Below are 25,686 nucleotides of genomic sequence, written 5' to 3' on the forward strand. Positions count from 1 at the left end.
CCTTTGGGGTGTGTGGGTTGGTTTTCGTGGTTCTCTCGAAAATTAGCGTTTTTGATCTTTTGTGGTCAAGTTTTTAAGAGCACACGGTGGATGCCTTGGCATTAGGAGCCGAAGAAGGACGTAGGAATCTGCGATAAGCCTGGGGGAGTCGATAACCGGACTGTGATCCCAGGGTGTCCGAATGGGGAAACCCCGCCAGGGGCGCGAGTTACCTGGTGACCCGCATCTGAACACATAGGGTGCGTGGAGGGAACGCGGGGAAGTGAAACATCTCAGTACCCGCAGGAAGAGAAAACAATAGTGATTCCGTCAGTAGTGGCGAGCGAACGCGGATCAGGCTAAACCGTTCCATGTGTGATAGCCGGCGGGCGTTGCATGGTCGGGGTTGTGGGACTTCCCATTCTGTCTCTGCCGGGGCAGTGGGGTGAGTAGTACAGGCATAGGTGAACGGTCTTGAAAGGCCGGCCAGAGAGGGTGTGAGCCCCGTAACCGAAATGTTGTGTACCGCCCGGTGAAGTATCCCAAGTAGCACGGGGCCCGAGAAATCCCGTGCGAATCTGTCAGGACCACCTGATAAGCCTAAATACTCCCTAATGACCGATAGCGGACCAGTACCGTGAGGGAAAGGTGAAAAGTACCCCGGGAGGGGAGTGAAACAGTACCTGAAACCGTGTGCTTACAATCCGTCGGAGCAACCTTGTAGTTGTGACGGCGTGCCTTTTGAAGAATGAGCCTGCGAGTTAGTGTTACGTCGCGAGGTTAACCCGTGTGGGGAAGCCGTAGCGAAAGCGAGTCTGAATAGGGCGTTGCAGTGGCGTGATCTAGACCCGAAGCGAAGTGATCTACCCATGGCCAGGTTGAAGCGACGGTAAGACGTCGTGGAGGACCGAACCCACTTCAGTTGAAAATGGAGGGGATGAGCTGTGGGTAGGGGTGAAAGGCCAATCAAACTTCGTGATAGCTGGTTCTCCCCGAAATGCATTTAGGTGCAGCGTTGCGTGTTTCTTACCGGAGGTAGAGCTACTGGATGGCTAATGGGCCCTACAAGGTTACTGACGTCAGCCAAACTCCGAATGCCGGTAAGTGAGAGCGCAGCAGTGAGACTGTGGGGGATAAGCTTCATAGTCGAGAGGGAAACAGCCCAGACCACCAACTAAGGCCCCTAAGCGTGTGCTAAGTGGGAAAGGATGTGGAGTTGCGAAGACAACCAGGAGGTTGGCTTAGAAGCAGCCATCCTTAAAAGAGTGCGTAATAGCTCACTGGTCAAGTGATTCCGCGCCGACAATGTAGCGGGGCTCAAGTACACCGCCGAAGTTGTGGATTTCAGATATTAGCTAAGCCGCCCCCTTGCGGGGTTGGTTCAGGCGTCTGGAGTGGTAGGGGAGCGTCGTGTGGGCAGTGAAGTCGCGGTGTAAACCAGCGGTGGAGCCTACACGAGTGAGAATGCAGGCATGAGTAGCGAAAGACGGGTGAGAAACCCGTCCGCCGAATGATCAAGGGTTCCAGGGTCAAGCTAATCTGCCCTGGGTAAGTCGGGACCTAAGGCGAGGCCGACAGGCGTAGTCGATGGACAACGGGTTGATATTCCCGTACCGGCGAAAAACCGCCCATGCTGAACAGGGGATACTAACCGCCCGAAACCTGCCCGACACCCCTTGTGGGTGAAGGGTTTTGGTGGAGCGCGGGACCTGATCCTGGGAGGCAAGCGTATTAACAGGTGTGACGCAGGAAGGTAGCCGAGCCGGGCGATGGTTGTCCCGGTCTAAGGATGTAGGGCGAACGGTAGGCAAATCCGCCGTTCATGATGCCTGAGACCCGATGGGACCCCCGTAGGGGGGGATTCGGTGATCCTATGCTGCCGAGAAAAGCATCGACGCGAGGTTTTAGCCGCCCGTACCCCAAACCGACACAGGTGATCAGGTAGAGAATACTAAGGCGATCGAGAGAATTATGGTTAAGGAACTCGGCAAAATGCCCCCGTAACTTCGGGAGAAGGGGGGCCCCCATCGTGATGGACACTTGCTGTCCGGAGCGTGCAGGGGCCGCAGAGACCAGGGGGAAGCGACTGTTTACTAAAAACACAGGTCCGTGCGAAGTCGCAAGACGATGTATACGGACTGACTCCTGCCCGGTGCTGGAAGGTTAAGAGGACCGGTTAGCCGCAAGGCGAAGCTGAGAATTTAAGCCCCAGTAAACGGCGGTGGTAACTATAACCATCCTAAGGTAGCGAAATTCCTTGTCGGGTAAGTTCCGACCTGCACGAATGGAGTAACGACTTCCCCGCTGTCTCAACCATAAACTCGGCGAAATTGCAGTACGAGTAAAGATGCTCGTTACGCGCAGCAGGACGGAAAGACCCCGAGACCTTTACTATAGTTTGGTATTGGTGTTCGGAGTGGCTTGTGTAGGATAGGTGGGAGACGTTGAAGCCCGGACGCCAGTTCGGGTGGAGTCATCGTTGAAATACCACTCTGGTCACTTTGGACATCTAACTTCGGCCCGTAATCCGGGTCAGGGACAGTGCCTGATGGGTAGTTTAACTGGGGCGGTTGCCTCCTAAAAAGTAACGGAGGCGCCCAAAGGTTCCCTCAGCCTGGTTGGCAATCAGGTGTCGAGTGTAAGTGCACAAGGGAGCTTGACTGTGAGAGAGACATCTCGAGCAGGGACGAAAGTCGGGACTAGTGATCCGGCGGTACATTGTGGAATGGCCGTCGCTCAACGGATAAAAGGTACCTCGGGGATAACAGGCTGATCTTGCCCAAGAGTCCATATCGACGGCATGGTTTGGCACCTCGATGTCGGCTCGTCGCATCCTGGGGCTGGAGTAGGTCCCAAGGGTTGGGCTGTTCGCCCATTAAAGCGGTACGCGAGCTGGGTTTAGAACGTCGTGAGACAGTTCGGTCCCTATCCGCTGCGCGCGCAGGAAATTTGAGAAGGGCTGTCCTTAGTACGAGAGGACCGGGACGGACGAACCTCTGGTGTGTCAGTTGTACTGCCAAGTGCACCGCTGATTAGCTACGTTCGGATGGGATAACCGCTGAAAGCATCTAAGCGGGAAGCTCGCTTCGAGATGAGATTTCCATACACCTTGTGTGTGAGAGGCCCCCAGCCAGACCACTGGGTTGATAGGCCGGATGTGGAAGCGAGGACTAAAGACTCGTGAAGCTGACCGGTACTAATAGGCCGATAACTTACACCACACACCACCTGGGTAAACCAATCCTTCAAAAGAGGTTTACCCGCCAAGGGTGGTAAAAAGAAACAAGACTGCTTGCGTCCACTATGTGGTTCCCAACCAACAAACCCGTTGCTTGAGAACCAAAACAACTGAATACAACACCACAGTTGTAACCACAGATTTCCCACCACCACCCCCAGGGGCGGAACGGTACGGGAGCAAGGGTTACGGCGGTCATAGCGTGGGGGAAACGCCCGGTCCCATTCCGAACCCGGAAGCTAAGACCCACAGCGCCGATGGTACTGCACCCGGGAGGGTGTGGGAGAGTAGGTCACCGCCGGAACATCATTACACGGTCGAGAGCCCCAACCACACGGTTGGGGCTCTCCCGCATTTAACCCACAAACCACAAAACGGCGCCGCTCAGCGGGGGAATTTCCTGCCGTGGATCCAGGCCAGGAGCTCGAGGGCGAGCCCGCCGGCCACACACGCTACCCACCGCAGGTCCTGCCGGGGCAGCAGTTCACGGCAATGCCACGCGCCAACACCGCCGCCAACTAGCGACCCACCACACCCAGGCACCGGAAGCACCGGCGATCTCCCGCTGGAGCTGAGGCAGCGCCCGGCCGCGGGTAGAGTTGGTGCCCATGGATAACCTCTTCAGCCACGCAGCCCCTGACGCGGACGAGACGCCGGAACCGGCAGCGGCAGACGGGCTGGACCCCGTCGTCTACAGCGTTGTTGTGCCGGGCGCAGTCGCCCGTGCCTTTGTGGGTTTCACCGAACACACCCACTTGTGGTGGCCGCTGGAGGAGCACGGCGTCTTCGGTGCCGGCTCCTATGTGGAGTTCGAGGAGAACCTGATCCTGGAGACCGCAGATGACGGCAGAACTGCCATCTGGGGATCCATTGACGACTGGCAGCCCCCGCTTTCTTTCCATGCCAGCTGGCACCCCGGCTCGTCCGCTGTGTGGTCCACGGAACTGCGCGTCGCCTTCCGGGCCGTCGAGGAGGGCACGGAGCTGCGCCTGGTCCACACCGGGTGGGAGGGCGCCGAGGACCCGGCCGGAACGCGGGCGGATTACGCCGCCGGCTGGCCCGGAGTGCTGGACCGCTTCGTGCGCTTCATGGGTGGCGCCGGCGCCTAAGGAGGCCCGGCCGGCGGCCCACGCGCCGCGCTCCTGCCCAGTCACCAGGCAGGCCGGTCCTTTGCTCCCGGCGGCTTCCCCGGAATACAGGGCGTTTCTTCCCGGGGAGCGGGGCAAGGGAGCGAGTAGCTGGGAAGGACCGCGGCCGGGGAGACCTGTGCGGCCGCAGGGGCCAGCACCGTGCTATCGGAGCGGCGCCGTGTCCACGGGCGGCACAGCTGTACTGGAACGGATCACGAAGCGCGTCGGGTACTCAGTGTCGGGCGACGCGGAATCACTGACGCCGTCGAGTCCTGCCAGCAGGCGCCGGACTGCCAACGCACCCTGGCCGCGGGCGTCCTGGTCGATTGTCGTGAGCCCGAAGACCTCGCCGAGTTCGTGGCCGTCGATGCCAATGACCGACAGGTCGTACGGCACGCGGAGCCCGAAGTCGCGGGCCGCGAGAATTGTGCCGATCGCCATCTCGTCGGATGCGGCGAAGACCGCCGTCGGGCGTTCCTCGGAGCCGCCCAGCAGGCGCCTGGCGCTGGCGTAAGCGCCCTGGATGGTGAAGTCCGCGGAGACCTGCCACTCCGGACGGACTTCCAGCCCAGCGCCCTTCATGGCTTTCTTGAAGCCGCCCTGGCGTGTGCCCGGAAGGCGGAAGTCCTGCTCGTAGGCGGCGTCCCCGGTCATGTGGGCGATCTTGCTGTGGCCGAGCTGGATGAGGTGCCGGGCAGCGGACTGGGCGATGCCCGAGTCGTCGATGCGGATGGTCGAGGCCCCGGGCAGCGGCCCGCCGATCCCGACGATGGGCCGGTGGATCGCGAGCAGTTGCTGGATCTCGGCCTCGCTGAGCTCCAGCGACACGGCAATCACCGCGTCCACACGCTTGCGCAGCAGGAAGTCGTTCAACACGCTGTGCCGGCGTTCCTGCCCCTCGCTGACGTTGTAGAGCGTGAGGTCGTAGCCGGCGTCGAGAAGGGTAGCCGAGACGCCCTCCACCACCGACGAGAAGAACCAGCGGTGCACGGACGGAACCACGACGCCGACGTTGTGGTTCCGCCCGGAGGCCAGGCTGGAGGCGTGGTAGGAGAGGACGAAACCGAGCTCGGCAGCGGCAGTTTGGGCGAGCTCGCGGCTGCGGGCCGAAACATTGCCCTTGCCGCTCAAGGCGCGCGAAACGGTGGCTATGGAGAGGCCAGCGCGCTCCGCAACGTCCTTGATGCCGGGCATTCTTAGCTCTCCGCGTCCTCGATGTAGATATTCAGCCAAACAGTTTCCCCTGAGCTTAACCGATGCACGGAGCCGGCCCGGGCAGATGACCCGGCACCATCCCCTGCGGAATCCAGCGAGCTCCGCAGGAGCACCTGTCCGGCGGGGAGCTCTACAGAATCCGGCCCCACGTTCAGCAGCACCAGGGTGCTGCCGTTGAGGAACGCGAGGCAGGTGTCCGTGCACCATTCCTCTGCCCAGGCAAGTGAGCCCTGGCCAAGGCGCAGTTCCCGCCGGGCCGCCAGCATGCGGCGGTACAGGTTGAGATGCGACGACGGCGAGGCGGCCTGTACGTCACGCGCAAGCCCTGTGAAGCTCACCGGCTGCGGAAGCCAGGGAGCGGCGCCGGAACCGAATCCGGCGTTGGGCTCGCCGGCGCTCCACGGCAGCGGAACGCGGCACCCGTCGCGGCCCAGCCGTTCGCCGCCGGTGCGGGCGAAGGTGGGGTCCTGCCGCTGGCCGTCCGGAATGTCGATTCCGTCGGGCAGACCAAGTTCCTCGCCCTGGTAGAGGTAGGCGCCGCCGGGCAGTCCAAGCATGAACATTGAGGCAGCCGCGGCCCGGGAACGGCCGAGGGCCTCGTCCGGCTGCGGATCGAAGCTGCCGATCCCATCGCCGTCGCGCGGTGCGTGGCCGTTGTAGCCGAAGCGGGTGGCGTGCCGGACGACGTCGTGGTTGGAGAGCACCCAGGTGCTGGGGGCGCCGACGGCGTCCAGCGCCGTCAGGGACTCGGTGATGACGCCGCGCATGCGGTGGACGTCCAGTCCGGCGTGCAGGTACGGGAAGTTGAAGGCCTGGTGCATTTCGTCCGGCCGGACCCAGTCGGCCAGGCGGGGGAGCGGGTCCACGTTCGCCTCGGCGCAGAGGATGCGGTCCGGGCCGAATTCGGCGAGGATCCGCCGCCACCTGCGGTAGATGTCGTGCAGGGCGGGCTGGCCGAACATCGGTGCGTCGTGGCCGGGGAAACCGTCGCTGCTGTTCCCGTCGGCGCGGCCGCCCCACTCGGGCAGGCCGGGGGCCTTGACGAGCGCATGGGCGACGTCCACACGGAAGCCGGACACTCCGCGTTCCAGCCAGAACCGCAGGACGCGTTCGAATTCCTCGTGCACGGCATCGTTGTCCCAGTTGAAGTCGGGCTGGGACGTGTCGAACAGGTGCAGGTACCACTGGCCGGGCGTGCCGTCCGGCTCGGTGATCCGGGTCCAGGCCGGGCCGCCGAAGTGGGATTCCCAGTTGTTCGGGGGTTCTTCACCGAACGTTCCGCGGCCGTCGCGGAAGATGAACATGTCCCGTTCCGGGCTGCCTGCGGGCGCGGCCAGTGCGGCCTGGAAGGCGACGTGCTGGTCCGAGCAGTGGTTGGGTACGAGGTCCACAATCATCCGCAGGCCCAGGCGCGTGGCTTCAGCCATCATGGCGTCGAAGTCCGCCAATGTGCCGAACAGCGGGTCGACGTCGCAGTAGTCACTGACGTCATAGCCGGCGTCGCGCTGGGGCGAACGATAAAACGGAGAGAGCCAGACCGCGTCGATCTCCAGTTCGGCCAGCTTCGGAAGTTCAGCGGTAATCCCCGCGAGGTCGCCGATGCCGTCCCCGTTCAGGTCACGGAACGAGCGTGGGTACACCTGGTAGATGACGGCGGAACGCCACCACCCGGGGAGGTGGTCTGCGGCGTGCACCGGCGTCAACGGACCGGTCAAAGGACCGGCCAGGGCCGCGGCGGTTTCGGCGGGGGCGATGAGTGTGGAATCAACGGACATGCCGGTAATCGTAAGGCCGAATCAGCCAAAATGAAAACGCTTCCAGCGGCGGCCGCGGCGAAGCCGGATTCCGCCGGCAAATGGAGGTTCCTCGGGCTCCAGCCCCGCCATCTCGCTGAAGTGCGCCGATGCTGGAACGCGCCGGGTCCTCGAGGCGGATTCGACCCCGTCCAATACTCGCCGGTAGTGTGACTTTCCAAAGTCACGCTGAGCATGTAACTTGGAAGCGCTTGCAGCTGTGAGCCACATCACCGACGATGCCACCAGGCCTCCGGAGTCTTCGCCAGAAGCTTCGGACGGAGCCTTCAGCGTGGATGCAGGATTCATGAAAGGGACACCAATGAAGGTGCAGAACACCCTCACAACCGGGACCAGCCGCCGTGTATTCACGGCCGGCGCGATCTCCGTAGTTGCCGCGCTGGCACTGAGCGCCTGCGGCGGCGCAGCGGCCACCGCCCCGGCCACGGCCACCGCCAAACCGGACCTCAAGGCCTCCGGGGCCAGCACCATCACAATGTGGGTCGATGCCGAGCGCTCGCCCGCGCTGAAGGACATCACCGCCAAGTTCCAGGCTGACACGGGCATCGAAGTGAAGCTCGTGGTCAAGGACTTCGCAGCAGTCCGCGACGACTTCATCACCCAGGTCCCCACCGGCAAGGGCCCGGACCTGATCGTCGGCCCGCACGACTGGGTCGGAAAATTCGTCCAGAACGGCGTCATCGCCCCGGTTGAGCTGGGCGACAAGACCTCCGGCTTCCAGGACTCCTCGATCAAGGCCATGACCTTCAACGGTTCCGTCTACGGGGTTCCGTACGCGATCGAGAACATCGCGCTGCTGCGCAACACTGACATCGTTCCCGCCGCCGCGAAGACCTTCGACGAGGTTGTCGCCAACGGCAAGAAGGCCGTCGCCGACGGCAAGGCGACGTTCCCGTTCCTGGTCGGCATGGATCCCAAGCAGGGCGATCCGTACCACCTGTACCCGCTGCAGGCCTCCATGGGCTCGCAGGTCTTCGGCAAGGCTGCCGACGGCGGCTACGATCCCAAGCAGCTCCTGATCGGCGACGCCGCCGGCGTCGAGTTCGCCAAGAAGCTGGCCGCCTGGGGCGACGCCGGCGAGAAGATCATCAACTCCAACATCACCGGCGACATCGCCAAGGAGAAGTTCCTTGCCGGCGAGTCCCCGTACTTCCTGACGGGCCCGTGGAACGTGCCGGACGTGCAGAAGAAGGGCATCAAGTTCGCCGTGGACGCGCTGCCGACTACAGGTGACAAGCCGGCCCAGCCGTTCATCGGCGTCAACGGCTTCTTCATCAGCGCCAAGAGCGCCAACGCCCTGGCCACCAACGAGTTCGTGACCAACTACCTCACCTCCGAGGCCGCCCAGGATTCCATGTACAAGGCCGGAGGCCGTCCGCCGGCACTGAAGTCATCCTTCGAGAAGGCCGCCAGCGATCCCGTCGTGGCAGCGTTCGGCAAGATCGGCGCCACCGGCGTCCCGATGCCGGCCATCCCGGAAATGAGCGCCGTCTGGGCTGACTGGGGAGCAACCGAGCTTGCCCTGATCAAGGGCCAGGGCGACCCCGCCGCCGACTGGGCCAAGATGGCCGCCAGCATCAAGGCCAAAATCGCGGGTTAGTTCCCGCGCCGGTTCCTGACTCTCCGGTACTCCGAGGGATCGTCACGGACCGGCAAGTACCGGGCCGGGCGGCAGTGATGCCGCCCGGCCCGTTCCTGCACCACCACCAGCTGCCCCCAAGGACTGTAGACAGCCATGACAGACACCGAACTCCGCCAGGCCGGCACCCCGGCCGCCGCAAAGGGCACGGCAACAGCCCCGGACGGCGCCGCCGGTCGGCCCGGCCGCCCGGGCAAGAAGCGCCGCCGCTTCGGCCCTGACACAACCAAGGGGACGGTCGCCAAGATCGTCCTGCTGGGCCTCGTCGACGCGCTGGCCGTCTACGTCCTGATGATGCTTTTCCTCAGCGAGTCGTGGGGCGCGCTGGCGGTATCGTCCGCCGTCGTCCTGGCGATCAACTGGATCTACCTGCGCAAGGGTGGACTCCCTGCCAAGTACCTCGCCCCCGGAGTCCTGTTCCTGCTGGTCTTCCAGGTGTTCGTGGTCATGTTCAGCGGCTACATCGCTTTCACGAACTACGGCGACGGGCACAACAGCACGAAGGATGATGCGATCGCCGCCATCCAGCTGACCGCGCAAAAACGCGTCCCCGATTCCCCGGCCTACAAAGCCGCTGTCCTGGCGAAGGACAATTCCTTCTACCTCCTGTTCACCGATCCGGACGGCAAAGTCTCGCTCGGCAATACGGAAACCCCCCTCGAGGAAATATCCGACGCCGGCACGGACTCCACCGGCAAGGCCAATGCCGTGGACGGCTACCGGACCCTGAACTTCCAGGAGATCGTCGCCAACCAGCAGAGCATCCTCGGCATCACCGTTCCGGTCTCCGAGGACCCCGCCGACGGGACGCTGCGCACGGCAGACGGCAGCAACGCCTACCAGTTCAAACCGGCCCTGACCTACGACGCCGCCGCGGACACCTTCACGGACACCGAAAGCGGGACCGTGTACCGGGACAACGGCAAGGGCGCCTTCGCTGCCGGCAACGGCGAGACGCTCACCACCGGCTGGAAGATCGACGTCGGCATGGAGAACTTCGCCCGCGCCTTCACCGATCCCAGCCTGCGCGGACCGCTGCTCGGCGTCATCCTCTGGACCTTCACCTTCGCCATCGCCTCGGTGGCGCTGACCTTCGCGATGGGCCTCTTCCTGGCCATGACGTTCAACCGGGAGGACCTGCGGGGCAAGAAGGTTTACCGGATCCTGATGATCCTTCCCTACGCCTTCCCGGCGTTCCTCTCCGGGCTGGTCTGGTCCGGCATCCTCAACCCGCAGTTCGGCTGGCTCAACCAGACGCTGCTGGGAGGCGCCACGATCGGCTGGCTCACGGACCCGTTCCTGGCCAAGATCAGTGTGCTGGTGGTCAACCTCTGGCTGGGCTTCCCGTACATGTTCCTCGTCTGCACCGGCGCCCTGCAGTCGCTGCCCACGGAGCTGGACGAGGCCGCCCGGATGGACGGCGCCGGCCCCTGGCGGGTGTTCCGGTCCATCAAGCTCCCGCTGCTGCTGGTCTCCATCGCGCCGCTGCTGATCTCCTCCTTCGCCTTCAACTTCAACAACTTCAACGTGATCTTTATGCTCACCGGCGGCGGCCCGCGCTTCGCGGACACCGACCGCGACATCGGAGCCACGGACATCCTGATCACCCTCGTCTACAAGGTGGCCTTCGGGCAGGGGACGGGACGCGACTACGGCCTCGCCAGCGCCCTTGCCATCATCATCTTCATCATTGTGGCCACCGTTTCGGCCATCAGCTTCAAGCAGACCAAGGCACTCGAGGACGTGAACTCATGAACGGGTCACCAGGCACCGTCAGTACAACGCAGGAACCGGCCGACGTCGATCACACAGCCCACCGCACAACGGTCGAAGACCTGAAGGCGCTTCACCGCCGTCGCCCCTTCGGCGTCTGGTTCAAGGACAAGGGCTGGCGCCACCTCGTAGGCATAGCCGTGACGATCTTCGCGATCTTCCCGCTGCTCTACGTCCTCTCCGCCGCGTTCAACTCCACCGGCACGTTGGTGGGCTCCAACGCGCTGTTCAGCCGCATCGACTTCGGGAACTTCGTCGAACTGTTCAATAACCCCTCGCGGCCCTATGCCCGCTGGTTCGTGAACACCATGGTGGTGGGCGTCGTGACGTCCGCGGCCACCGTGTTCCTCGGCGCAATGGCGGCGTATGCGTTCTCCCGGATGCGCTTCAAGGGCCGCCGGATCGGCCTGCTCAGCCTGCTCCTGCTGCAGATGTTCCCGCAGCTGCTCGCCGTCGTCGCGATCTTCCTGCTGCTCAGCGGCATCTCCGAGGTCATCCCGGCGCTCGGCCTCGGCAGCCAGCTGGGCCTCATCATGGTCTACCTCGGCGGCGCCCTGGGCGTGAACACCTACCTGATGTACGGCTTCTTCAACACCGTCCCGCAGTCCCTCGACGAGGCGGCCAAGATCGACGGCGCCAGCCATACGCAGATCTTCTTCGGCATCATCATGCGCCTGGTCACACCGATCCTGGCCGTGGTGGGCCTGCTGTCCTTCATCGGCATTTCCGGTGAATTCGTGATCGCCAGCGTGGTGCTCACGGACCCGGACAGCCAGACCCTCGCCGTCGGCCTGTATTCCTTCGTGGCCCAGCAGCGGTCCGAAAACTGGGGCGTCTTCGCCGCCGGCGCCGTGCTCGCCGCCGTGCCCGTAATGGCCCTGTTCCTCTTCCTGCAGCGCTACATCGTTAGCGGGCTCACCCAGGGCTCGGTGAAGGGCTAGGCATGACCGGGCTGGGCACGACCGGGCCGGGCAGCAACGGGTTCGGTAGGGCCGGGACGGGCACGTTGGGGCTGCTGCCGCACCACGACGGGTCCGGCCTGCACGCCCCGGAACAGGCGGCGCTCGGTGACGAGGCCATACTGCGGGTCCGCGTTCCCGCCGGCTGGGGACGCGCCGCACGGGTCTGGCTCCGTTCGATCCACGACGGCGAGCCGCGCTATGCGCCGTGCTCCAACCTCGGTGAGGCGGACGGCTGGGTGTGGTGGCAGGCGGCCATGACAGTCACCAACCCGGTGGCCCGGTACCGCTTCCTGCTGGAGGTCCCGGCCGGGCACACAGCTGCCGACGACGGCGGGTCGGGCGCGGCGGCAGGAGAGCTGCGCTACTGGAGCCTGAACGCCCAGGGCCTCTTCAGCCGGGACGTCTCCGACTACGCGGACTTCAGGCTGACCACGTTCCCGGCAGCGCCGCAGTGGCTCCGCCGGGGCACGATGTACCAGATCTTCCCGGACCGCTTCGCCCGCTCGGCCCGGGGCTCGGCGCACGCGGTCCCGGACTGGGCCGTGCCCTGCGACTGGGACAGCACCCAGGTGCAGGGCGCCTCCGCGCAGACGCCCGTGCAGTTCTACGGCGGCGACCTGCACGGCATCACGGAGCACCTGGACCACATCCGGCAGCTCGGCGCGGACGTCATCTACCTGACGCCGTTCTTCCCGGCGCGCTCCAACCACCGCTACGACGCCTCGACTTTTGCGTCCGTGGATCCGCTGCTCGGCGGTGACCTGGCCCTGGTGGAGCTCGTTGAGGCGGCGCACGCCCGCGGCCTGAAGGTGATGGGCGACCTTACCGCCAACCACTCCGGCGACGCCCACGAATGGTTCCGGCATGCCCTCGCCGAACCGGATTCCGAGGAGGCGGGCTACTACCACTTCAACGAGGACCGCACAGGGTACGAAGCCTGGTACGGCGTCCCTTCGCTGCCGAAACTCAACTGGGCCTCGCCGGGCCTCAAGGAAAGATTCGTCCTGGCTGACGACTCACCCGTCGCCCGCTGGCTCAAGCCGCCCTTCAACCTGGATGGCTGGCGGATCGACGTCGGCAACATGACCGGACGGCTCGGCGCGACGGATCTGAACCAGGACGTGGCCCGGCTGATCGCCGACCGGGTCCGCGCCATCAACCCGGAGGCGGCCCTGCTGGCCGAGGCCACCAACGACGCCGCCCCGGACTTTAGTGGCGAACACTGGCACGGCGCCATGACGTACTCCAACTTCACCCGGCCGCTCTGGTCCTGGCTCGCCGGAGACGCCGCACACGTCAACTTCTTCGGCACGCCCCTGCCCGGCCCCAACCGGACACGCGCCGAGGACTTCCTGGCCACCCACCTGGACCTGTCGGCAGCCTTCAGCTGGGCCGTCCGGCAGCAGAACATGAACGCGCTGAACAGCCACGACACCGCCCGGGCGGCGACAGTCATGATCGACGGCGGCCAGCGGCTCGGGGCGGCGCTGATGTTTACGCTGCCCGGCGTCCCCGTCGTATTCGCAGGCGACGAATTCGGGCTCAAGGGACACAACGGGGAAGCCTCCCGGACGCCGATGCCCTGGAACGACCCGGACCGGATCCTCGACGACTTCCGCGAGGACTACGCCGCACTCGCCGCGCTGCGCCGGGACCAGCCCGCCCTGGCCGGCGGCGGAATCCGCTGGCTGCACGCGCACGGGGACGCGCTGGCGTTTGTGCGCGAAACGGCACGGAGTTCCGTGCTCGTCGTCGTGGCCAGGGCTGCCGCGGAGGTGAAGCTTCCGGCAGGGATACTCACCGACGCCCAGTTCGGCGCGCTCGACGGGGATCCGGTCTTCAGCACTGATCAGTTCAGCACGGCCCCCTTCAGCACAGCCTCCTTCAGCACAGCTCCCCCGGGGGACGTGCAGATCAGGGTGGGTGGCGCGGCCCCAGGCGCCCTGATCTGCACCCGCGGCCCCGCGGCCGGGGTGTGGGTGCTTCCCGGCACGCCGCTGCCTGGAGCCACGCCGCCCAGGGCAGCCCAATCTTGCGCACCCGAATCCGCGCCATAGACTGAAGGCCGGATTCGACGAACTGGAGACTGTATGAGCATCATCGACGAGCTCACTTCTGCCCTGGACCCGGCGAAGATCGCGCTGGATGCCTCCACCCTTGGCGTCTATGCCGTGGACCAGGCACCGGTTCTGGACTACCAGCTGCCGCAGGCCGTGGTCCATGCCGAATCGATCGAAGACGTCCAGGCCACCGTCCGCGCCTGCGCCGCCCACGGCGTGGCGCTGGTGGCCCGCGGCGCCGGCACCGGCGTTTCGGGTGGCGCGCACGCCAGCAAGGACTGCGTGGTGCTGAGCCTGGAACGGATGAACCGCATCCTGGACCTCAACCCCGACGACGAGACGGCCGTGGTTGAACCCGGGGTGATCAACGCCGACCTCAACGCCGCCGCCGCCGCGCACGGGCTGATGTACGCCCCGGACCCGGCCAGTTTCAAGCTCTCCACCATCGGCGGCAACGTTGCCACCAACGCCGGGGGCCTGCGCTGCGCCAAGTACGGGGTCACCCGGGACTCGGTGCTGGCGCTCGAGGTCGTGCTGGCGGACGGCTCCCTCATCCACACCGGCCACCAGACCTTCAAGGGCGTCGCCGGCTACGACCTCACCGGTCTGTTCGTCGGCTCCGAGGGGACGCTGGGAATCGTGGTCGGCGTCACCGTCCGGCTCAAGTACCTCCCGCAGGACGTCCACACCATCGCAGCTTTCTACCCGGACTTCCGCAGCGCCGCGGCCGGCGTCCTGGCCGTGGGACGGGCCCGCGTGCAGCCGGCCATCATGGAACTCCTCGACAGCGGCAGCCTGGCCCAGCTCGACGAGATCCACGGTTCGGACCTCGCCGCCCGGGGGCAGTCCCTGCTGCTGATCCAGACCGACGGCTTCGGCGCAGCGGCGGAGGCGGCGGCGATCCGGCCCGTCCTCGTGGCGGGCGGGGCAGTGGTGACGATGGAGGCCAGCGCCGAGGCGGAGCGTCTCGTGGACCTGCGGCGCAACAGCCGGGGCGTGGAAGTCGACGACGAATACCGGGTGGGTGAGGACGTCGCCGTTCCGCGCTCCCGGCTGGTGGACTACGTCGCCGAGCTGGAGGCCATGGCAACGGCGTACGGCGTCCGGCTCAAGGTGGTGGCGCACGCCGGCGACGGGAACCTGCACCCCACGTTCTGGGTGGACCGGGTGGACGCCGCTGCCGACGCTGACGCCATCGAGCGGCTCGGCGCCGCGCTGGACAAATCCATCACCGTGGCTCTCGCGATGGGTGGCACCATCACGGGGGAGCACGGGATCGGCCAGTTCAAGCTGCGCTGGCTGGGCCTGGAGCAGAAGGAGCCCGTGCGCGAACTGCAGCGCCGGATCAAGGAACTGTTCGACCCGGCGGGCATCCTGAATCCCGGCAAGGCGATTTAGCCCGGGTGTGCTGTTAACGGCCCCAGCTGACTGGCAGCAGGGGCCGTTTTGAGCGTCCAGAACGGCCCCTGCTGCCAGTCACTTGGGCGCGCCCCTAGTCGTCGGCGTCCGGGTACTCGTCGATGGACTCGTCGGCGCCGTAGCGCGATTCCTCAGTCTCCACTTCCAGGATCTTGAGCAGTCCCGTGTCCGGGTTGAGCATGATGGCGGCCTCGTCCCTGCGGTGGCGCAGCTCGGAGTCAATGTAGGACTGCACTGCTTCGGCAAGCGGGATGTGCCGGTTCTCCTTCTCCGACATGTACCAGCGGTGCTCGAGGATCTCGTGCACAGCCTCCGCCGGCTCCAGCTTCCCGGACAGGTCGCGGGGGATGGAGCGGACAATCGGTTCGAAGATCTGGCTGACCCACAGGTGGGCGCTGTATTCCTCGTCCATCCCGGGGTTGTTGTCCGCACGGAAGGAATCCATGTCGTTCAGGAGCCGGCGGGCCTGGTTTTCCTGTGCGTCCAGGCCGGTCAGGCGCAGCAGCCGGCGCTGGTGGTGGCCGGCGTCGACCACTTTGGGCTGGAGCTGGATAGTGGAGCCGTTCTGCGTCGTCTTGATCGCGTATTCCTCGACGTCGAACCCCAGCTCGTTGAGCTTGCGGATGCGGGCGGCCACCCGCCAGCGTTCGCCGATCTCGAACGATTCCTTCTCGGTCAGCTCGGTCCAAAGGCGCCGGTAGCTGTCCATGATGAGTTCGCTGGTGGCCACGGGGTCCACTTTTTCCTCGATGAGTCCGCCGTCGAGCAGGTCCATCAGCTCCCCGGCGATGTTGACGCGGGCGATTTCGAGATCGTATTCGCGCTGGCCGGTGGAGAGGTCCGGATACAGCTCGCCGGTCTCCGCGTCCACGAGGTAGGCGGCGAATGCGCCGGCGTCGCGGCGGAACAGCGTGTTGGACAGCGAGACGTCGCCCCAGTAGAAGCCGATCAGGTGCAGGCGGACCAGCAGGAGGGCCTGCGCGTCGATCAGGCGGGTCAGGGTGTCCTTGCGCAGCATCTGTGAGAAGAGCGCGCGGTACGGCATGGAGAACTTCAGGTGCCGGGTGACCAGCACGGGGTTCAGCGGCCGGCCCTCCGGGGTGGTGCGCCCCGTGATGACGGCGACGGGTTCCACGCAGGGGACGTCCAGCCGGGCGAGCTTGCGGAGCATGTGGTACTCGTGGCGGGCCACGTGTTCGGAGGTTTCCTTGATGGCGATGACCGAGCCGCCAAGATGGGCGAAGCGCACAATGTGGCGGGAAATGCCGCGGGGGAGGGCGGCGAGGTATTCCGCAGGCCAGTCCTCCAGCGCGATGTGCCACGGCAGGTCCAGGAGCTCCGGCTCGGTGGCGGCGGCCGTGATGCTCAGCGAGCTCGAGGCCACGGACCCCTTGCTGTCATTGGCGCTGGCGGCTTCGAACCGGGGCAGTTTGCCGATCTGGCCGTAGTCGGTAGGTTCGTCGTGCCAATGGGCACTGTTGTCCTCGGTGCTGGGGCTTTGCTCGGTCATAAACCAATTCTTCCGTACTAAGGGCGCCCGCCCTAACGAATGGCTGCTGCAACGCCAGTTAAAGCCCGACGGCGGCCCTCCAGTGAGGAGGACCGCCGTCGGGTGCGTAGTGCTGTGCCGGTGGGGACTAGTCGCCCAGGCGCAGACCCGTCTTGGTGTCGAACAGGTGTACGTGGCCTGACTGCGGACGGACCCAGATGGACTCGCCCTTCATCGGGGGACGGCGGCCGTCGACACGGGCCACGATGTCGTGGCTCTGGCCGTCCAGCGTGGTGTGGCCGTAGACGTAGGCGTCGGCGCCGAGCTCCTCGACGACGTCGACCTCAACGTGCAGGCCTTCGCCCTCCGGTGCGGTCTCGAGGTCTTCCGGGCGGGAACCGACCGTGACAGTCTGGCCGTGGGCTTCCTCGAGGACATCGCGCGGCACCGGGTACACGGTCCCGCCGAACTGGACGCCGCCGTCGACGACGGGAAGCTCGAGCAGGTTCATCGCGGGGGAGCCGATGAAGCCGGCGACAAAGACGTTCTTCGGCTTGTCGTACAGGTTGCGCGGGGTGTCGACCTGCATCAGCAGGCCGTCCTTCAGCACGGCGACGCGGTCACCCATGGTCATGGCCTCGACCTGGTCGTGGGTCACGTAGACAGTGGTGACGCCCAGGCGGCGGGTCAGGGACGCGATCTGGGTGCGGGTCTGCACGCGCAGCTTGGCGTCAAGGTTGGACAGCGGCTCATCCATAAGGAAGACCTGCGGGTTACGCACGATGGCGCGGCCCATGGCGACACGCTGGCGCTGGCCGCCAGAGAGTGCCTTCGGCTTGCGGTCCAGGTACGGTTCGAGGTCCAGGAGCTTGGCAGCTTCACGGACACGCTCGGCGCGCTCTTCCTTGCTGACGCCGGCGATCTTCAGGGCGAAGCCCATGTTGTCGGCAACCGTCATGTGCGGGTACAGCGCGTAGTTCTGGAAAACCATGGCGATGTCGCGGTCCTTGGGGGGAACGTCGGTGACGTCGCGGTCGCCAATCAGGATCCGGCCGGCGTTGACGTCCTCAAGACCTGCAAGCATTCGTAGGGAGGTCGACTTGCCACAGCCGGAGGGTCCAACGAGGACCAGGAATTCGCCGTCGGCGATTTCAATGTTGAGCTTGTCAACAGCGGGCTTATCCGTGCCCGGGTACAGACGTGTTGCGTTATCAAAAGTAACTGTAGCCACAGTTATCAATCCCTTCACCGGCAGGTACGTGCCGGACGATCCGTAGTGAATGGTCTTATTCTTCAGTTGTTAATTCAATTGTCAGCACCTGATCGTGCGCATACTCCCCGGCCGAAGCCGAGGAGTATCCAATGACGCCGCACGGTACTTGTGCGCCACATCACAACCAGAGTATGTCAGATTTATGGCAAATGGGCCAAAATGTTACAGATGTCACATGTGATTCGGCCGACTACCGGGCCCGCATGAGCTAGAGATCAGAGGCCGAGGGCGCTCTTCCGTTCCCGCAGCAGGGCTTCCAGCAACTCCGCCACGTGGACCGGAGCCTCGACCCGGAACTGGGCCTGGGTGAAGTCCAGGCCCACCTTCACGCCGAGGTCCCCTGGGAGCAGCCGGGCAAGGGCGTCCTCGTCGGTGGTGTCGTCGCCGGCGAAGATGGTGGCGGTCGCGCCTGTCGCCTGGCGGAGGAACGCTATGCCTTCCCCTTTCGAGGCATGGATCACGGAGGTCTCCAGCACACGGTTGCCGCTCTTCAGGAAGACGCCGGGCCGGTCCTGCAGGACGGCCCGGGCCGCCGCGACGGCGTCCTCGGCGACGTCCGCCGTGGCCAGCCGGGTGTGCAGTACGACGCCGGCCGGCTTGTCTTCCAGCAGGGTGCCTGGCGCCTCTTCCACAATGCCCTCCAGCTCGCGCCGGACCTGGGCGAGCAGTTCCCGCCGGGCGTCGTCGAGTTCCAGCTTCGAGGAACCGGGTCCCATCCAGACCTCCGCGCCGTGGCTGCCGACCAGCAGGGTCTTCTCCGGGGGGAAGGCGACCGCCCGCAGGCTGTCCAGCGCCCGGCCGGAGATGAGCGCCGTCGTCGTCCGCGGTAGTTCCGTGAGGGCGGCGAAAGCCGCTGCCGAGCGGGGGAGGGCGCGTGCGTCCCCGGCATGGTCCACGAGCGGGGACATGGTGCCGTCAAAATCCATAGCGACGAGCAGGTGCTCCGTCGCGGCGATGGCGTGCACTGCCTCCAGCAGGTCCGGGGAGAGCGAAAGGGGGGTCTGCTCCGGTGATAGCTCAGGAGTCATCGCGGATCACCTTTTCCTTGAGCGCGTTCAGGAAGTCGGCGGACCAAAGATCGACGTCGTGGTCCAGGATTTGTTTGCGCATCGCGCGCATCCGGCGGGCGGCTTCGGCGGGCTGCATGTCCACGGCCCTCATGATGGTGTCCTTGAGGCCGTCGATGTCGTGCGGGTTCATGAGCAGGGCCTGCTTGAGCTGGTCCGCGGCGCCCGCGAACTCGCTCAGCACCAGGGCGCCGTCGTTGTTGGTACGGGCCGTGACATACTCCTTGGCCACCAGGTTCATCCCGTCCCGCAAGGCCGTGACGAGCATAACGTCGGCCGCCAGGTACAGCGCCACCATCTCCTCGACCGGGTAGCTGTGGTGCAGGTACCGGACCGCGGTGTTCTGCATCGTGTCGTAGGTGCCGTTGATGTGGCCGACGGTGCCTTCCACTTCCTCGCGCAGCAGGCGGTACTGCTCCACCCGCTCGCGGCTGGGGCTGGCCACCTGGATCAGGGTGGCGTCCTCCACAGTGACCTCGCCGTCCTGCAGGAGCTCCTCGTAGGCCTTCAGCCGGTGCCGGATTCCCTTGGTGTAATCCAGCCGGTCGACGCCCAGCAGGATGGTCTTGGGATTGCCGAGGTCGCGGCGGATCTGCTTGGCGCGCTCGATGATCTCCGGGTTGCCGGCCAGCTCGCTGATCGCTTTGACATCGATGGAGATCGGGAAGGCCTGGGCGCGGGCAATGTGGGTGGTCTCGCCGTCGGTGCCCTTGACGTGGACCTGCTGCTGCTTGACGCTGGCGCCGAGGAACCGGCGGGCCGAGCGCATGAAGTTGCCGGCGTCGCTGCTGCGCTGGAAGCCCACCAGGTCCGCGCCCAGCAGGCCGTCGATGATGGCTCGGCGCCAGGGCAGTTGCGCGAAGATCTCCGGCGGCGGGAAGGGAATGTGGTTGAAGAAGCCGATCGTGAGATCCGGGCGCGCCTCGCGGAGCATTTTCGGAACGAGCTGCAGCTGGTAGTCCTGGACCCAGACCGTGGCGCCGGGGCTGGCGTGGTGGATGACAGCGTCCGCGAACCGGCGGTTGACCTTGCGGTAGGAGTCCCACCAGGTCCGGTGGAACTCCGGCGGCGCAATCACGTCGTGGTAAAGCGGCCAGAGCGTGGCGTTGGAGAAGCCCTCGTAGAAGAGTTCGATGTCCTGCGTGCTCAGCTGGACCGGAACGAGGTCGATGCCGCCGTGGGTGAACGGCTGGAGGTGCTCGTCCGGTGCGCCGTGCCAGCCCACCCACGCGCCGTCGGTCTTTGTCATCATGGGTGCAAGGGCCGTGACCAGGCCGCCGGGGGAGCGGCGCCAGCCGTCCTCGCAACCAGGCTCATCCGGGGAGCACCGGTCGACAGGCAGGCGGTTGGACACCACCATGAAGTCATATTGCGCGTCCGGATCGGTGCTGCTGGTGCCGTGCGCGGACTCGTCTGCGGATTTTGGATCCGATTCGGCGTGTTTTGTGGCCTGCATTGGTGCCCCCTGGGGATTGCTCGTGGCTCCTATCCACCCTAGCCGTGCGGAATCTTCTGTGCTATTCGTCCGTTGGGACGCGTGGGGGAAGGTTGAAAGCGCAACTTCCCAGTTTTCTCCCCTAAAATGATGAATTGCCACCCAGTGGACACCACAGGCCGATCGACCCGAGGAACCAATGAGCCCCGCAAACGAACCCCGTCAGTCCAAGTCAGAGCGAACTGCCGCGGCCCGCGAGAAAGCCCGTGAGATCCGCGAGGCGCAGCTGAAGAAGGACAAGCGCAACAAGCTGCTCATCGGCTGGGGCATCGTCGTCGCCGTCGTCGCCATCATTGTTGTGGTGGCGCTGGTGGTTACCTCAAACATCCAGAACAACGCGCCGGTCGCGGACGAGGGACCCACCCCTGCCAACGGCAACGTCTACGGCGGCGTGACGCTGCTGGCCAACACCGAGGTGGCGAAGACGGAACCCGCCACCGTCCGGATCGCCGACATTCCCGCTCCGGCCGCAACCCCGCCGGCAGTGGTGACGGCGCCGGGCGCCGAAGCCGAGGCCGGCAAGCCGGTCAAGGTGGTTCTCTACATCGACTTCATCTGCCCGGTGTGCAAGAACTTCGAGACCCAGTACAACGAGACGCTCACGAACCTTCGCAACGAAGGCAAGATCACCGTGGAGTACCGTCCGCTGGGCTTCCTGGACACCCGCTCCACCACCAACTACTCCTCCCGCGCGGCCAACGCGGCGGCATGCGTCGTGAACGAATCGCCGGAGAAGTACGCCGACTTCGTCAATGTGCTTTTTGAGAAGCAGCCCCAAGAGGGCGGCGCCGGCATCTCGGATGCGGATCTGAAGAAGATGGCAACCGACGTCGGGGCCAAGAGCATCGATACGTGCGTGGAGCAGAAGACCTTCCGCCCGTGGGTCAAGTACACCACCCAGCAGGCTGCCTCCATCGGCGTCACCGGCACACCCACCGTCTTCGTTGACGGCCAGCAGTGGGGCAAGGGCGAGAGCGCCCAGACCCCGTTCGAGCAGTTCCTGCAGGCCGCGATCGACGCGAAGCAGTAAAGGGCCCAGCCCACAGCCTGCCCGGTGATAAGAAACAGCCCGGCTCCGGATTCGTCCGGGGCCGGGCTGTTTTTATCACCGGGCATCCGTGGGCTAACCTTATCTAGCGCCATCGCGCCAGGTCCTTTGCGGCCCGGTGCCGGCTGGCGCGCAGGAATGCCTCCTTAGCTCAGTTGGCCAGAGCACCGCTCTTGTAAAGCGGGGGTCGTCGGTTCGAATCCGACAGGGGGCCCCACTCATCCCTCCATTCCGGCGATGTGCCCGGGATGGGGGGTTTTTCATGCCTGAAAAGGCTGCGCAGAGATGCAGGGCCGCCGCCCCGCGTTGTCCGTTCCAGACGAAGACAGCCCGTGCGGGGGCGCCGTTCATGATCATTCCCAGAGGGCAGCGGGCGAGTACTTAGGCATCGACTAGTGCCAGTTTCCCGGTTACCCGCTGGCTGGTTTGACCTCAAGGATGAATTCAACCGGTTCCCCCGGGCCGGGACTGGCCACGGCCAGCCTGTAGTCGTAGTCGCCGTCCGTTGCGGTGCCGGTGCAGACAGGGACATTGCCGCCGGAATTGGGGCGCCGCTGGCAGGTCCCGTCCATCTTCAGGACGAGGGATGCCGGTGCAGCGATGGCCTGGAGGTCCGCTGGGGTCAGCTCCGTTCCGGTGTCCCACCGCCGGGCGATGCTCGGACACGGGTTGGTACTGATACACAGGAACTGCTCCCTTCGCACAATGGTGTCCTGTCGGGTTCAATTGGACGGGATCGCGAGACGGTCGGCACGGGAGATCATGTCGTCGGTGGTCCGGTCATCGGCGGCCCGGATGAGGAAGAACGAGACCCCCACGATCAGGACTGTCGCGGCGAGAAAGATTCCCGTACGTCGTTTCACTGTGTTCCCCCAAACGTCAGCAGGCACCGCCGCCTTCCGGTCTCGCGTTGGAGGGTGCCGAGTGCATCGTATCCATGTCCCCGCAGGGTTTGCGTTTCCGGCAGGGCGTTGCGCCAGCGGGACGTTAGGCCCTAGACCGCTGAAACGGTGCGGCGGAGTCTGGGCTCATGACCCAAGCGAATCCGGAAAAGACGCCGGACATCAAGTCCACCCAACTCGACGAACAGCCGACGGCGGTGCTGCGCGAATCCGTTCCAATGAACACCTTGAAAGAGTTCTTTGGCCGCGCCTACCAGGCCGTGCTGGCCGTGGCAGAACAGCAGCAGGTCCAACTGGCCGGCCCGCCGTTCGCCCTCTACCACGGGATGCCGACCGACGTCGTCGACGTGGAGGCGGGCTTTCCGGTGGCGGCGCCGCTGCCGTGGCCGGGCAGCGAAGGGGGAGTGACAGCGGGATCCCTTCCCGCCGGCCGCGCCATGGAAGCGATGCACGTGGGGCCGTACGAGAAACTACCGGAGACGTACAGCGCCATCACGGGGAAAATGCGGGCCGAGGGACTGACCCCGGGGGACATGATGTGGGAGTACTACCTCAGCGACCCGGCCGCCGAGCCTGACCCGGCAAAGTGGAAGACACTCATCGTCTGGCCGGTGGCCTGACGGGTCCGCATTGCGCCAGGGGCGCTCCGGATTTACCCGGGCGACGCAAAGTGTCGGTTTAACCACACTATTCTTCAACTGCGTGCATAATGTCCTAAACTGCTTCACTGAGGTGCCTGAAATGGCGCTGCGCAGCAACGAAAGTGAACCCCCAAATGGCTACCGATTACGACGCACCACGCAAGACAGAAGAAGAGTCTCCCGCTGAGTCGCTGGAGGCCCTTCAGGCGTCCCGCGGCGGTGGCGCGCAGACTGCTGTCATCGACGTCGACGAGAACGACACGGCCGAAGGCATCGACCTTCCCGGTGCCGATCTTTCCGGCGAGGAACTGACGGTCATTGTTGTTCCCGAGCAGTCCGACGAATTTACCTGCTCATCCTGCTTCCTGGTCCGTCACCGGTCCCAGGTGGCCAAGGAAAAGAATGGCCTGAAGTACTGCCGCGATTGCGAAGGCTAGGGGACCTTCCACCGCGCACCACCACTAAGGCAAAGCGAAGCGCCGGAACCCGCACGGGGACCGGCGCTTCGCCGTTTCCACGGGCTTCCGCGAACGGGATACGACGGCGGCGCAACCGTCCCGTGACCCGGAGCCGCCCCGCTTAACGGTTGGACGCCGATCCGGCCCAGGGCCTCGATTCGGGCAGGAATCGCTCCTATTCTGGAGCTATCTCAGCGCTTGAGGGGCGGCCCAAATGAAGAAGTTCAGGGTGTGGTTGATAGCGGTCCTGTTGGCTGTCGGATCGGGGCTCGTGGCGCCCGGACCCGCATCAGCAGCGCCGTACTGCGGGCTCGTGTGGGGGTCGCTGGCCAAAGAGGACCCCGCCATGAGCCAGGCCAAAGTGACGAACGTCCGCACCGGCCAGCACTACTGCTTCGACCGTCTGGTCATTGACCTCAACGGGCCGGCTGGGGGCAATACCGTCCGCTACGTGCCGCAAGTGACACAGGACGGTTCCGGCCTCCCGGTCGCGCTGCGGGGCCAGGCTTTCCTTCAGGTCACTGTCAACGCCCCGGCCTATGACGACAGCGGCAACGCCACGTACAACCCGGCAAACCCGAATGAACTGACCGACGTCACCGGCTACCAGACGTTCCGGCAGGTGGCGTGGGCGGGAAGCTTCGAGGGGTACTCAACCCTTGGCCTTGGAGTCCGGGCCCGGTTGCCGTTCCGCGTGTTCACCCTGGTCGGGCCGGACGCAGGCTCACGGCTTGTGATCGACGTCGCGCATTTCTGGTGAGGCGTGGCTGCAGGCGGGATGATTCCGGCTAGAGCGAGTTGAGGTCCGCCCGGAGCGGATATTCGCGGCCGTCCAGGACCAATTGGGCGCAGCGGCGTGTCGCCGGGTTGAACACAATCGGCGCCATGAGGTTCACCGTGGTTGCGGCGGGGGAGTGGTTGAGCACCACGAGGACCTGAGCCTCCTGGTCCTCCTCCAGCTCAAGGGCCTGCAACGTGGCCTCCGGAATCGATGGGGCGTACCCCGGAACGAACACGGCAGCGTCGGCGAGGAAGAGCCGGACCGGGCTGGGTGACCCGGCTTCGAGTGCGTAGAGACCTGCGGCGCCTTCGACGCTGCGCAGGGCGAAGTCCTGGACTTTCTCGAGGCCCGGCATGGGCGCGATGAACGTCACCGGGGTGTTGGTGACGGGCGCGTCAGCCACAGGCGTGTTCATCGCAGGAAGTCCATCAGCGTGGGCTGCAGAACCCGTGCCGTGGCGGCCAGAGCCACCTGATAGTTGGTTTCCTGGAGCTTCAGCTCCATGATGACACTGCCGAGATCTGCCTTTTCAATGCCAGTCCGCTGGGCATCCAAGGTGGCCTCCAATTCTGTGTTGACGTTGCCCGCGCGTTCCAGCTGCGCCTGGCGTGTTCCAATCTCAGCACGGCCGTCGACGATGCTGGTAAACCAAGTACCCACGTTGCCGAGTTGCGATTCGCTGGGGGCCGTTCCGCCCCTCAGCGAATCGGCAATGGATTTGACGGAGGCGAAGACTGATCCCGGGCCGCTGCCAAAGACCTTCTGGCCGTCGGCGTCGACACGAACCGTCTGGGTCGCACTGAAGCGACGTTCGACGGGGCTGAGGCCGGCGCCGTTGTACGCGGGAGGAATTGCGCCGCTGAAGGCTTCGGGGTTATCAGAGTTCCCGGCGAAGATGTTCCGGCCAAGGTGCTTGCTGTTGGCGATCGAAACCAGATCCTTGTTCAGGGACTCCAGTTCGACGGCGATGGCATCCTTGCCGGACTGGTTCAGCGAGCCGTTCCCTGCCAGGACGGTGAGGTCCTTGATCCGGTGCATCACGTTGGTGGCCTGCTCGAGCGCGGAATCCGCTGCCGTCAGCCAGGTGTTGCCGTCGTCGATGTTCCGCCCGTACTGGGCGTTGGCCGCAAGAAGGGAGCGGGTCTCCAGCGCCTTGGCGGTCGCCGCAGGATCGTCCGAGGGACGGGAGATCTTGTTGAGTGTGGTGGCTTTTTCCTGCAGTTCGGACAGCCTGGACTGCTGGGTTTGCAGGGTCCGCTGGGCATTCGCGCTCATGGTCAGGTTCGTTACGCGGTTCAGCATG

General features: G+C 65.1%; 20 protein-coding genes, 1 tRNA gene and 2 rRNA genes. 13 read left to right on the plus strand and 10 right to left on the minus strand.

Annotation, left to right across the window (positions count from 1 at the left end; all coding sequences use genetic code 11):
• The first annotated feature begins 63 nt into the window (after nucleotides 1–63).
• From LDO13_RS02885 to LDO13_RS02895, 3 genes are all read left to right on the plus strand, one after another.
• Nucleotides 64–3,200, plus strand: a 23S ribosomal RNA gene (locus tag LDO13_RS02885).
• 204 nt (nucleotides 3,201–3,404) lie between these two features.
• A 5S ribosomal RNA gene (gene rrf / locus LDO13_RS02890) occupies nucleotides 3,405–3,521 on the plus strand.
• 304 nt (nucleotides 3,522–3,825) lie between these two features.
• On the plus strand, nucleotides 3,826–4,326 hold the full coding sequence (locus tag LDO13_RS02895; RefSeq protein WP_224048575.1) for an SRPBCC domain-containing protein: 501 nt from the start codon (nucleotides 3,826–3,828) through the stop codon (nucleotides 4,324–4,326).
• A 183-nt stretch (nucleotides 4,327–4,509) separates the two neighbouring features.
• Here LDO13_RS02895 and LDO13_RS02900 read toward each other — a convergent pair whose 3' ends face one another.
• Entirely contained in the window at nucleotides 4,510–5,541 is a 1,032-nt protein-coding gene (locus LDO13_RS02900; protein WP_224048576.1) for a LacI family DNA-binding transcriptional regulator, read from the minus strand.
• 2 nt (nucleotides 5,542–5,543) lie between these two features.
• A complete protein-coding gene (locus LDO13_RS02905) occupies nucleotides 5,544–7,337 on the minus strand; it encodes a glycoside hydrolase family 13 protein (protein ID WP_224048577.1) in 1,794 nt (597 codons plus the stop codon).
• 340 nt (nucleotides 7,338–7,677) lie between these two features.
• Here LDO13_RS02905 and LDO13_RS02910 point away from each other — a divergent pair, with 340 nt between their 5' ends.
• From LDO13_RS02910 to LDO13_RS02930, 5 genes are all read left to right on the plus strand, one after another.
• The gene (locus tag LDO13_RS02910) at nucleotides 7,678–8,976 is read left to right on the plus strand and encodes a maltose ABC transporter substrate-binding protein (RefSeq protein ID WP_224049644.1); all 1,299 of its coding nucleotides are present in this window, start codon (nucleotides 7,678–7,680) and stop codon (nucleotides 8,974–8,976) included.
• A gap of 135 nt (nucleotides 8,977–9,111) precedes the next feature.
• Entirely contained in the window at nucleotides 9,112–10,770 is a 1,659-nt protein-coding gene (locus LDO13_RS02915; protein ID WP_224048578.1) for an ABC transporter permease subunit, read from the plus strand.
• Entirely contained in the window at nucleotides 10,767–11,729 is a 963-nt protein-coding gene (locus LDO13_RS02920) for a sugar ABC transporter permease (protein ID WP_224048579.1), read from the plus strand. The genes LDO13_RS02915 and LDO13_RS02920 overlap by 4 nt, the downstream gene beginning before the upstream one ends.
• A 2-nt stretch (nucleotides 11,730–11,731) precedes the next feature.
• Entirely contained in the window at nucleotides 11,732–13,807 is a 2,076-nt protein-coding gene (locus LDO13_RS02925; protein WP_224048580.1) for a glycoside hydrolase family 13 protein, read from the plus strand.
• A gap of 33 nt (nucleotides 13,808–13,840) precedes the next feature.
• Nucleotides 13,841–15,208: an FAD-linked oxidase C-terminal domain-containing protein gene (locus tag LDO13_RS02930; protein ID WP_224048581.1), complete on the plus strand. Its 1,368-nt coding sequence runs from the start codon at nucleotides 13,841–13,843 to the stop codon at nucleotides 15,206–15,208.
• A 94-nt stretch (nucleotides 15,209–15,302) separates the two neighbouring features.
• Here LDO13_RS02930 and LDO13_RS02935 read toward each other — a convergent pair whose 3' ends face one another.
• The 4 genes from LDO13_RS02935 to LDO13_RS02950 form a co-directional block, all read right to left on the minus strand.
• Nucleotides 15,303–16,739 (minus strand): DUF4032 domain-containing protein, encoded by a 1,437-nt coding sequence (locus tag LDO13_RS02935; protein ID WP_224048582.1) that lies wholly within the window; start codon nucleotides 16,737–16,739, stop codon nucleotides 15,303–15,305.
• 127 nt (nucleotides 16,740–16,866) lie between these two features.
• On the minus strand, nucleotides 16,867–17,949 hold the full coding sequence (ugpC, locus tag LDO13_RS02940; protein WP_224048583.1) for a sn-glycerol-3-phosphate ABC transporter ATP-binding protein UgpC: 1,083 nt from the start codon (nucleotides 17,947–17,949) through the stop codon (nucleotides 16,867–16,869).
• A 257-nt stretch (nucleotides 17,950–18,206) separates the two neighbouring features.
• Nucleotides 18,207–19,019, minus strand: a complete 813-nt coding sequence (gene otsB, locus LDO13_RS02945; RefSeq protein WP_224048584.1) for a trehalose-phosphatase — start codon at nucleotides 19,017–19,019, stop codon at nucleotides 18,207–18,209.
• A complete protein-coding gene (locus LDO13_RS02950) occupies nucleotides 19,009–20,418 on the minus strand; it encodes a trehalose-6-phosphate synthase (protein WP_224049645.1) in 1,410 nt (469 codons plus the stop codon). The genes otsB and LDO13_RS02950 overlap by 11 nt, the downstream gene beginning before the upstream one ends.
• Nucleotides 20,419–20,692: 274 nt before the next feature.
• Between LDO13_RS02950 and LDO13_RS02955 the strand changes: the two genes are divergently transcribed.
• Nucleotides 20,693–21,583 (plus strand): DsbA family protein, encoded by an 891-nt coding sequence (locus LDO13_RS02955; RefSeq protein ID WP_224048585.1) that lies wholly within the window; start codon nucleotides 20,693–20,695, stop codon nucleotides 21,581–21,583.
• Between the two features lie 158 nt (nucleotides 21,584–21,741).
• Nucleotides 21,742–21,818 (plus strand) — tRNA-Thr (locus tag LDO13_RS02960).
• 193 nt (nucleotides 21,819–22,011) lie between these two features.
• Here the strand turns inward: LDO13_RS02960 and LDO13_RS02965 are convergent.
• On the minus strand, nucleotides 22,012–22,305 hold the full coding sequence (locus LDO13_RS02965) for a hypothetical protein (protein ID WP_224048586.1): 294 nt from the start codon (nucleotides 22,303–22,305) through the stop codon (nucleotides 22,012–22,014).
• 18 nt (nucleotides 22,306–22,323) lie between these two features.
• Nucleotides 22,324–22,464, minus strand: coding sequence for a hypothetical protein (locus LDO13_RS02970; protein ID WP_224048587.1), 141 nt, complete (start codon nucleotides 22,462–22,464; stop codon nucleotides 22,324–22,326).
• A 167-nt stretch (nucleotides 22,465–22,631) separates the two neighbouring features.
• On the opposite strand from LDO13_RS02970, the gene LDO13_RS02975 reads away from it, so the two are divergent.
• The 3 genes from LDO13_RS02975 (at nucleotide 22,632) to LDO13_RS02985 (ending at nucleotide 24,362) form a co-directional block, all read left to right on the plus strand.
• Nucleotides 22,632–23,123: a GyrI-like domain-containing protein gene (locus LDO13_RS02975; RefSeq protein WP_224048588.1), complete on the plus strand. Its 492-nt coding sequence runs from the start codon at nucleotides 22,632–22,634 to the stop codon at nucleotides 23,121–23,123.
• 155 nt (nucleotides 23,124–23,278) lie between these two features.
• Nucleotides 23,279–23,581, plus strand: a complete 303-nt coding sequence (locus tag LDO13_RS02980; protein ID WP_056741192.1) for a DUF4193 domain-containing protein — start codon at nucleotides 23,279–23,281, stop codon at nucleotides 23,579–23,581.
• Between the two features lie 235 nt (nucleotides 23,582–23,816).
• On the plus strand, nucleotides 23,817–24,362 hold the full coding sequence (locus tag LDO13_RS02985; protein WP_224048589.1) for a hypothetical protein: 546 nt from the start codon (nucleotides 23,817–23,819) through the stop codon (nucleotides 24,360–24,362).
• 28 nt (nucleotides 24,363–24,390) lie between these two features.
• On the opposite strand, the gene LDO13_RS02990 is transcribed toward LDO13_RS02985, so the two are convergent.
• Together LDO13_RS02990 and flgL are read right to left on the minus strand one after the other, a co-directional pair.
• Nucleotides 24,391–24,798, minus strand: coding sequence for a flagellar assembly protein FliW (locus tag LDO13_RS02990; RefSeq protein ID WP_224048590.1), 408 nt, complete (start codon nucleotides 24,796–24,798; stop codon nucleotides 24,391–24,393).
• Nucleotides 24,795–25,685, minus strand: coding sequence for a flagellar hook-associated protein FlgL (flgL, locus tag LDO13_RS02995; protein WP_224048591.1), 891 nt, complete (start codon nucleotides 25,683–25,685; stop codon nucleotides 24,795–24,797). The genes LDO13_RS02990 and flgL overlap by 4 nt, the downstream gene beginning before the upstream one ends.
• Between the last annotated feature and the right edge of the window lies 1 nt (nucleotide 25,686).

Source organism: Arthrobacter sp. NicSoilB4 (assembly GCF_019977335.1).
In the GTDB taxonomy this organism is placed as follows: domain Bacteria; phylum Actinomycetota; class Actinomycetes; order Actinomycetales; family Micrococcaceae; genus Arthrobacter.

What these genes read in the sequence shown, in the direction of transcription:
- LDO13_RS02905 (WP_224048577.1), bottom strand. Translation starts at nt 7,337, where the DNA reads ATGTCCGTTGATTCCACACTCATCGCCCCCGCCGAAACCGCCGCGGCC.
- LDO13_RS02980 (WP_056741192.1), top strand. Translation starts at nt 23,279, where the DNA reads ATGGCTACCGATTACGACGCACCACGCAAGACAGAAGAAGAGTCTCCC.
- LDO13_RS02910 (WP_224049644.1), top strand. Translation starts at nt 7,678, where the DNA reads ATGAAGGTGCAGAACACCCTCACAACCGGGACCAGCCGCCGTGTATTC.
- LDO13_RS02950 (WP_224049645.1), bottom strand. Translation starts at nt 20,418, where the DNA reads ATGGTGGTGTCCAACCGCCTGCCTGTCGACCGGTGCTCCCCGGATGAG.
- LDO13_RS02925 (WP_224048580.1), top strand. Translation starts at nt 11,732, where the DNA reads ATGACCGGGCTGGGCACGACCGGGCCGGGCAGCAACGGGTTCGGTAGG.
- LDO13_RS02990 (WP_224048590.1), bottom strand. Translation starts at nt 24,798, where the DNA reads ATGAACACGCCTGTGGCTGACGCGCCCGTCACCAACACCCCGGTGACG.
- flgL (WP_224048591.1), bottom strand. Translation starts at nt 25,685, where the DNA reads ATGCTGAACCGCGTAACGAACCTGACCATGAGCGCGAATGCCCAGCGG.
- LDO13_RS02900 (WP_224048576.1), bottom strand. Translation starts at nt 5,541, where the DNA reads ATGCCCGGCATCAAGGACGTTGCGGAGCGCGCTGGCCTCTCCATAGCC.
- LDO13_RS02895 (WP_224048575.1), top strand. Translation starts at nt 3,826, where the DNA reads ATGGATAACCTCTTCAGCCACGCAGCCCCTGACGCGGACGAGACGCCG.
- LDO13_RS02915 (WP_224048578.1), top strand. Translation starts at nt 9,112, where the DNA reads ATGACAGACACCGAACTCCGCCAGGCCGGCACCCCGGCCGCCGCAAAG.
- LDO13_RS02955 (WP_224048585.1), top strand. Translation starts at nt 20,693, where the DNA reads ATGAGCCCCGCAAACGAACCCCGTCAGTCCAAGTCAGAGCGAACTGCC.
- LDO13_RS02930 (WP_224048581.1), top strand. Translation starts at nt 13,841, where the DNA reads ATGAGCATCATCGACGAGCTCACTTCTGCCCTGGACCCGGCGAAGATC.
- LDO13_RS02985 (WP_224048589.1), top strand. Translation starts at nt 23,817, where the DNA reads ATGAAGAAGTTCAGGGTGTGGTTGATAGCGGTCCTGTTGGCTGTCGGA.
- LDO13_RS02975 (WP_224048588.1), top strand. Translation starts at nt 22,632, where the DNA reads ATGACCCAAGCGAATCCGGAAAAGACGCCGGACATCAAGTCCACCCAA.
- otsB (WP_224048584.1), bottom strand. Translation starts at nt 19,019, where the DNA reads ATGACTCCTGAGCTATCACCGGAGCAGACCCCCCTTTCGCTCTCCCCG.
- LDO13_RS02935 (WP_224048582.1), bottom strand. Translation starts at nt 16,739, where the DNA reads ATGACCGAGCAAAGCCCCAGCACCGAGGACAACAGTGCCCATTGGCAC.
- LDO13_RS02920 (WP_224048579.1), top strand. Translation starts at nt 10,767, where the DNA reads ATGAACGGGTCACCAGGCACCGTCAGTACAACGCAGGAACCGGCCGAC.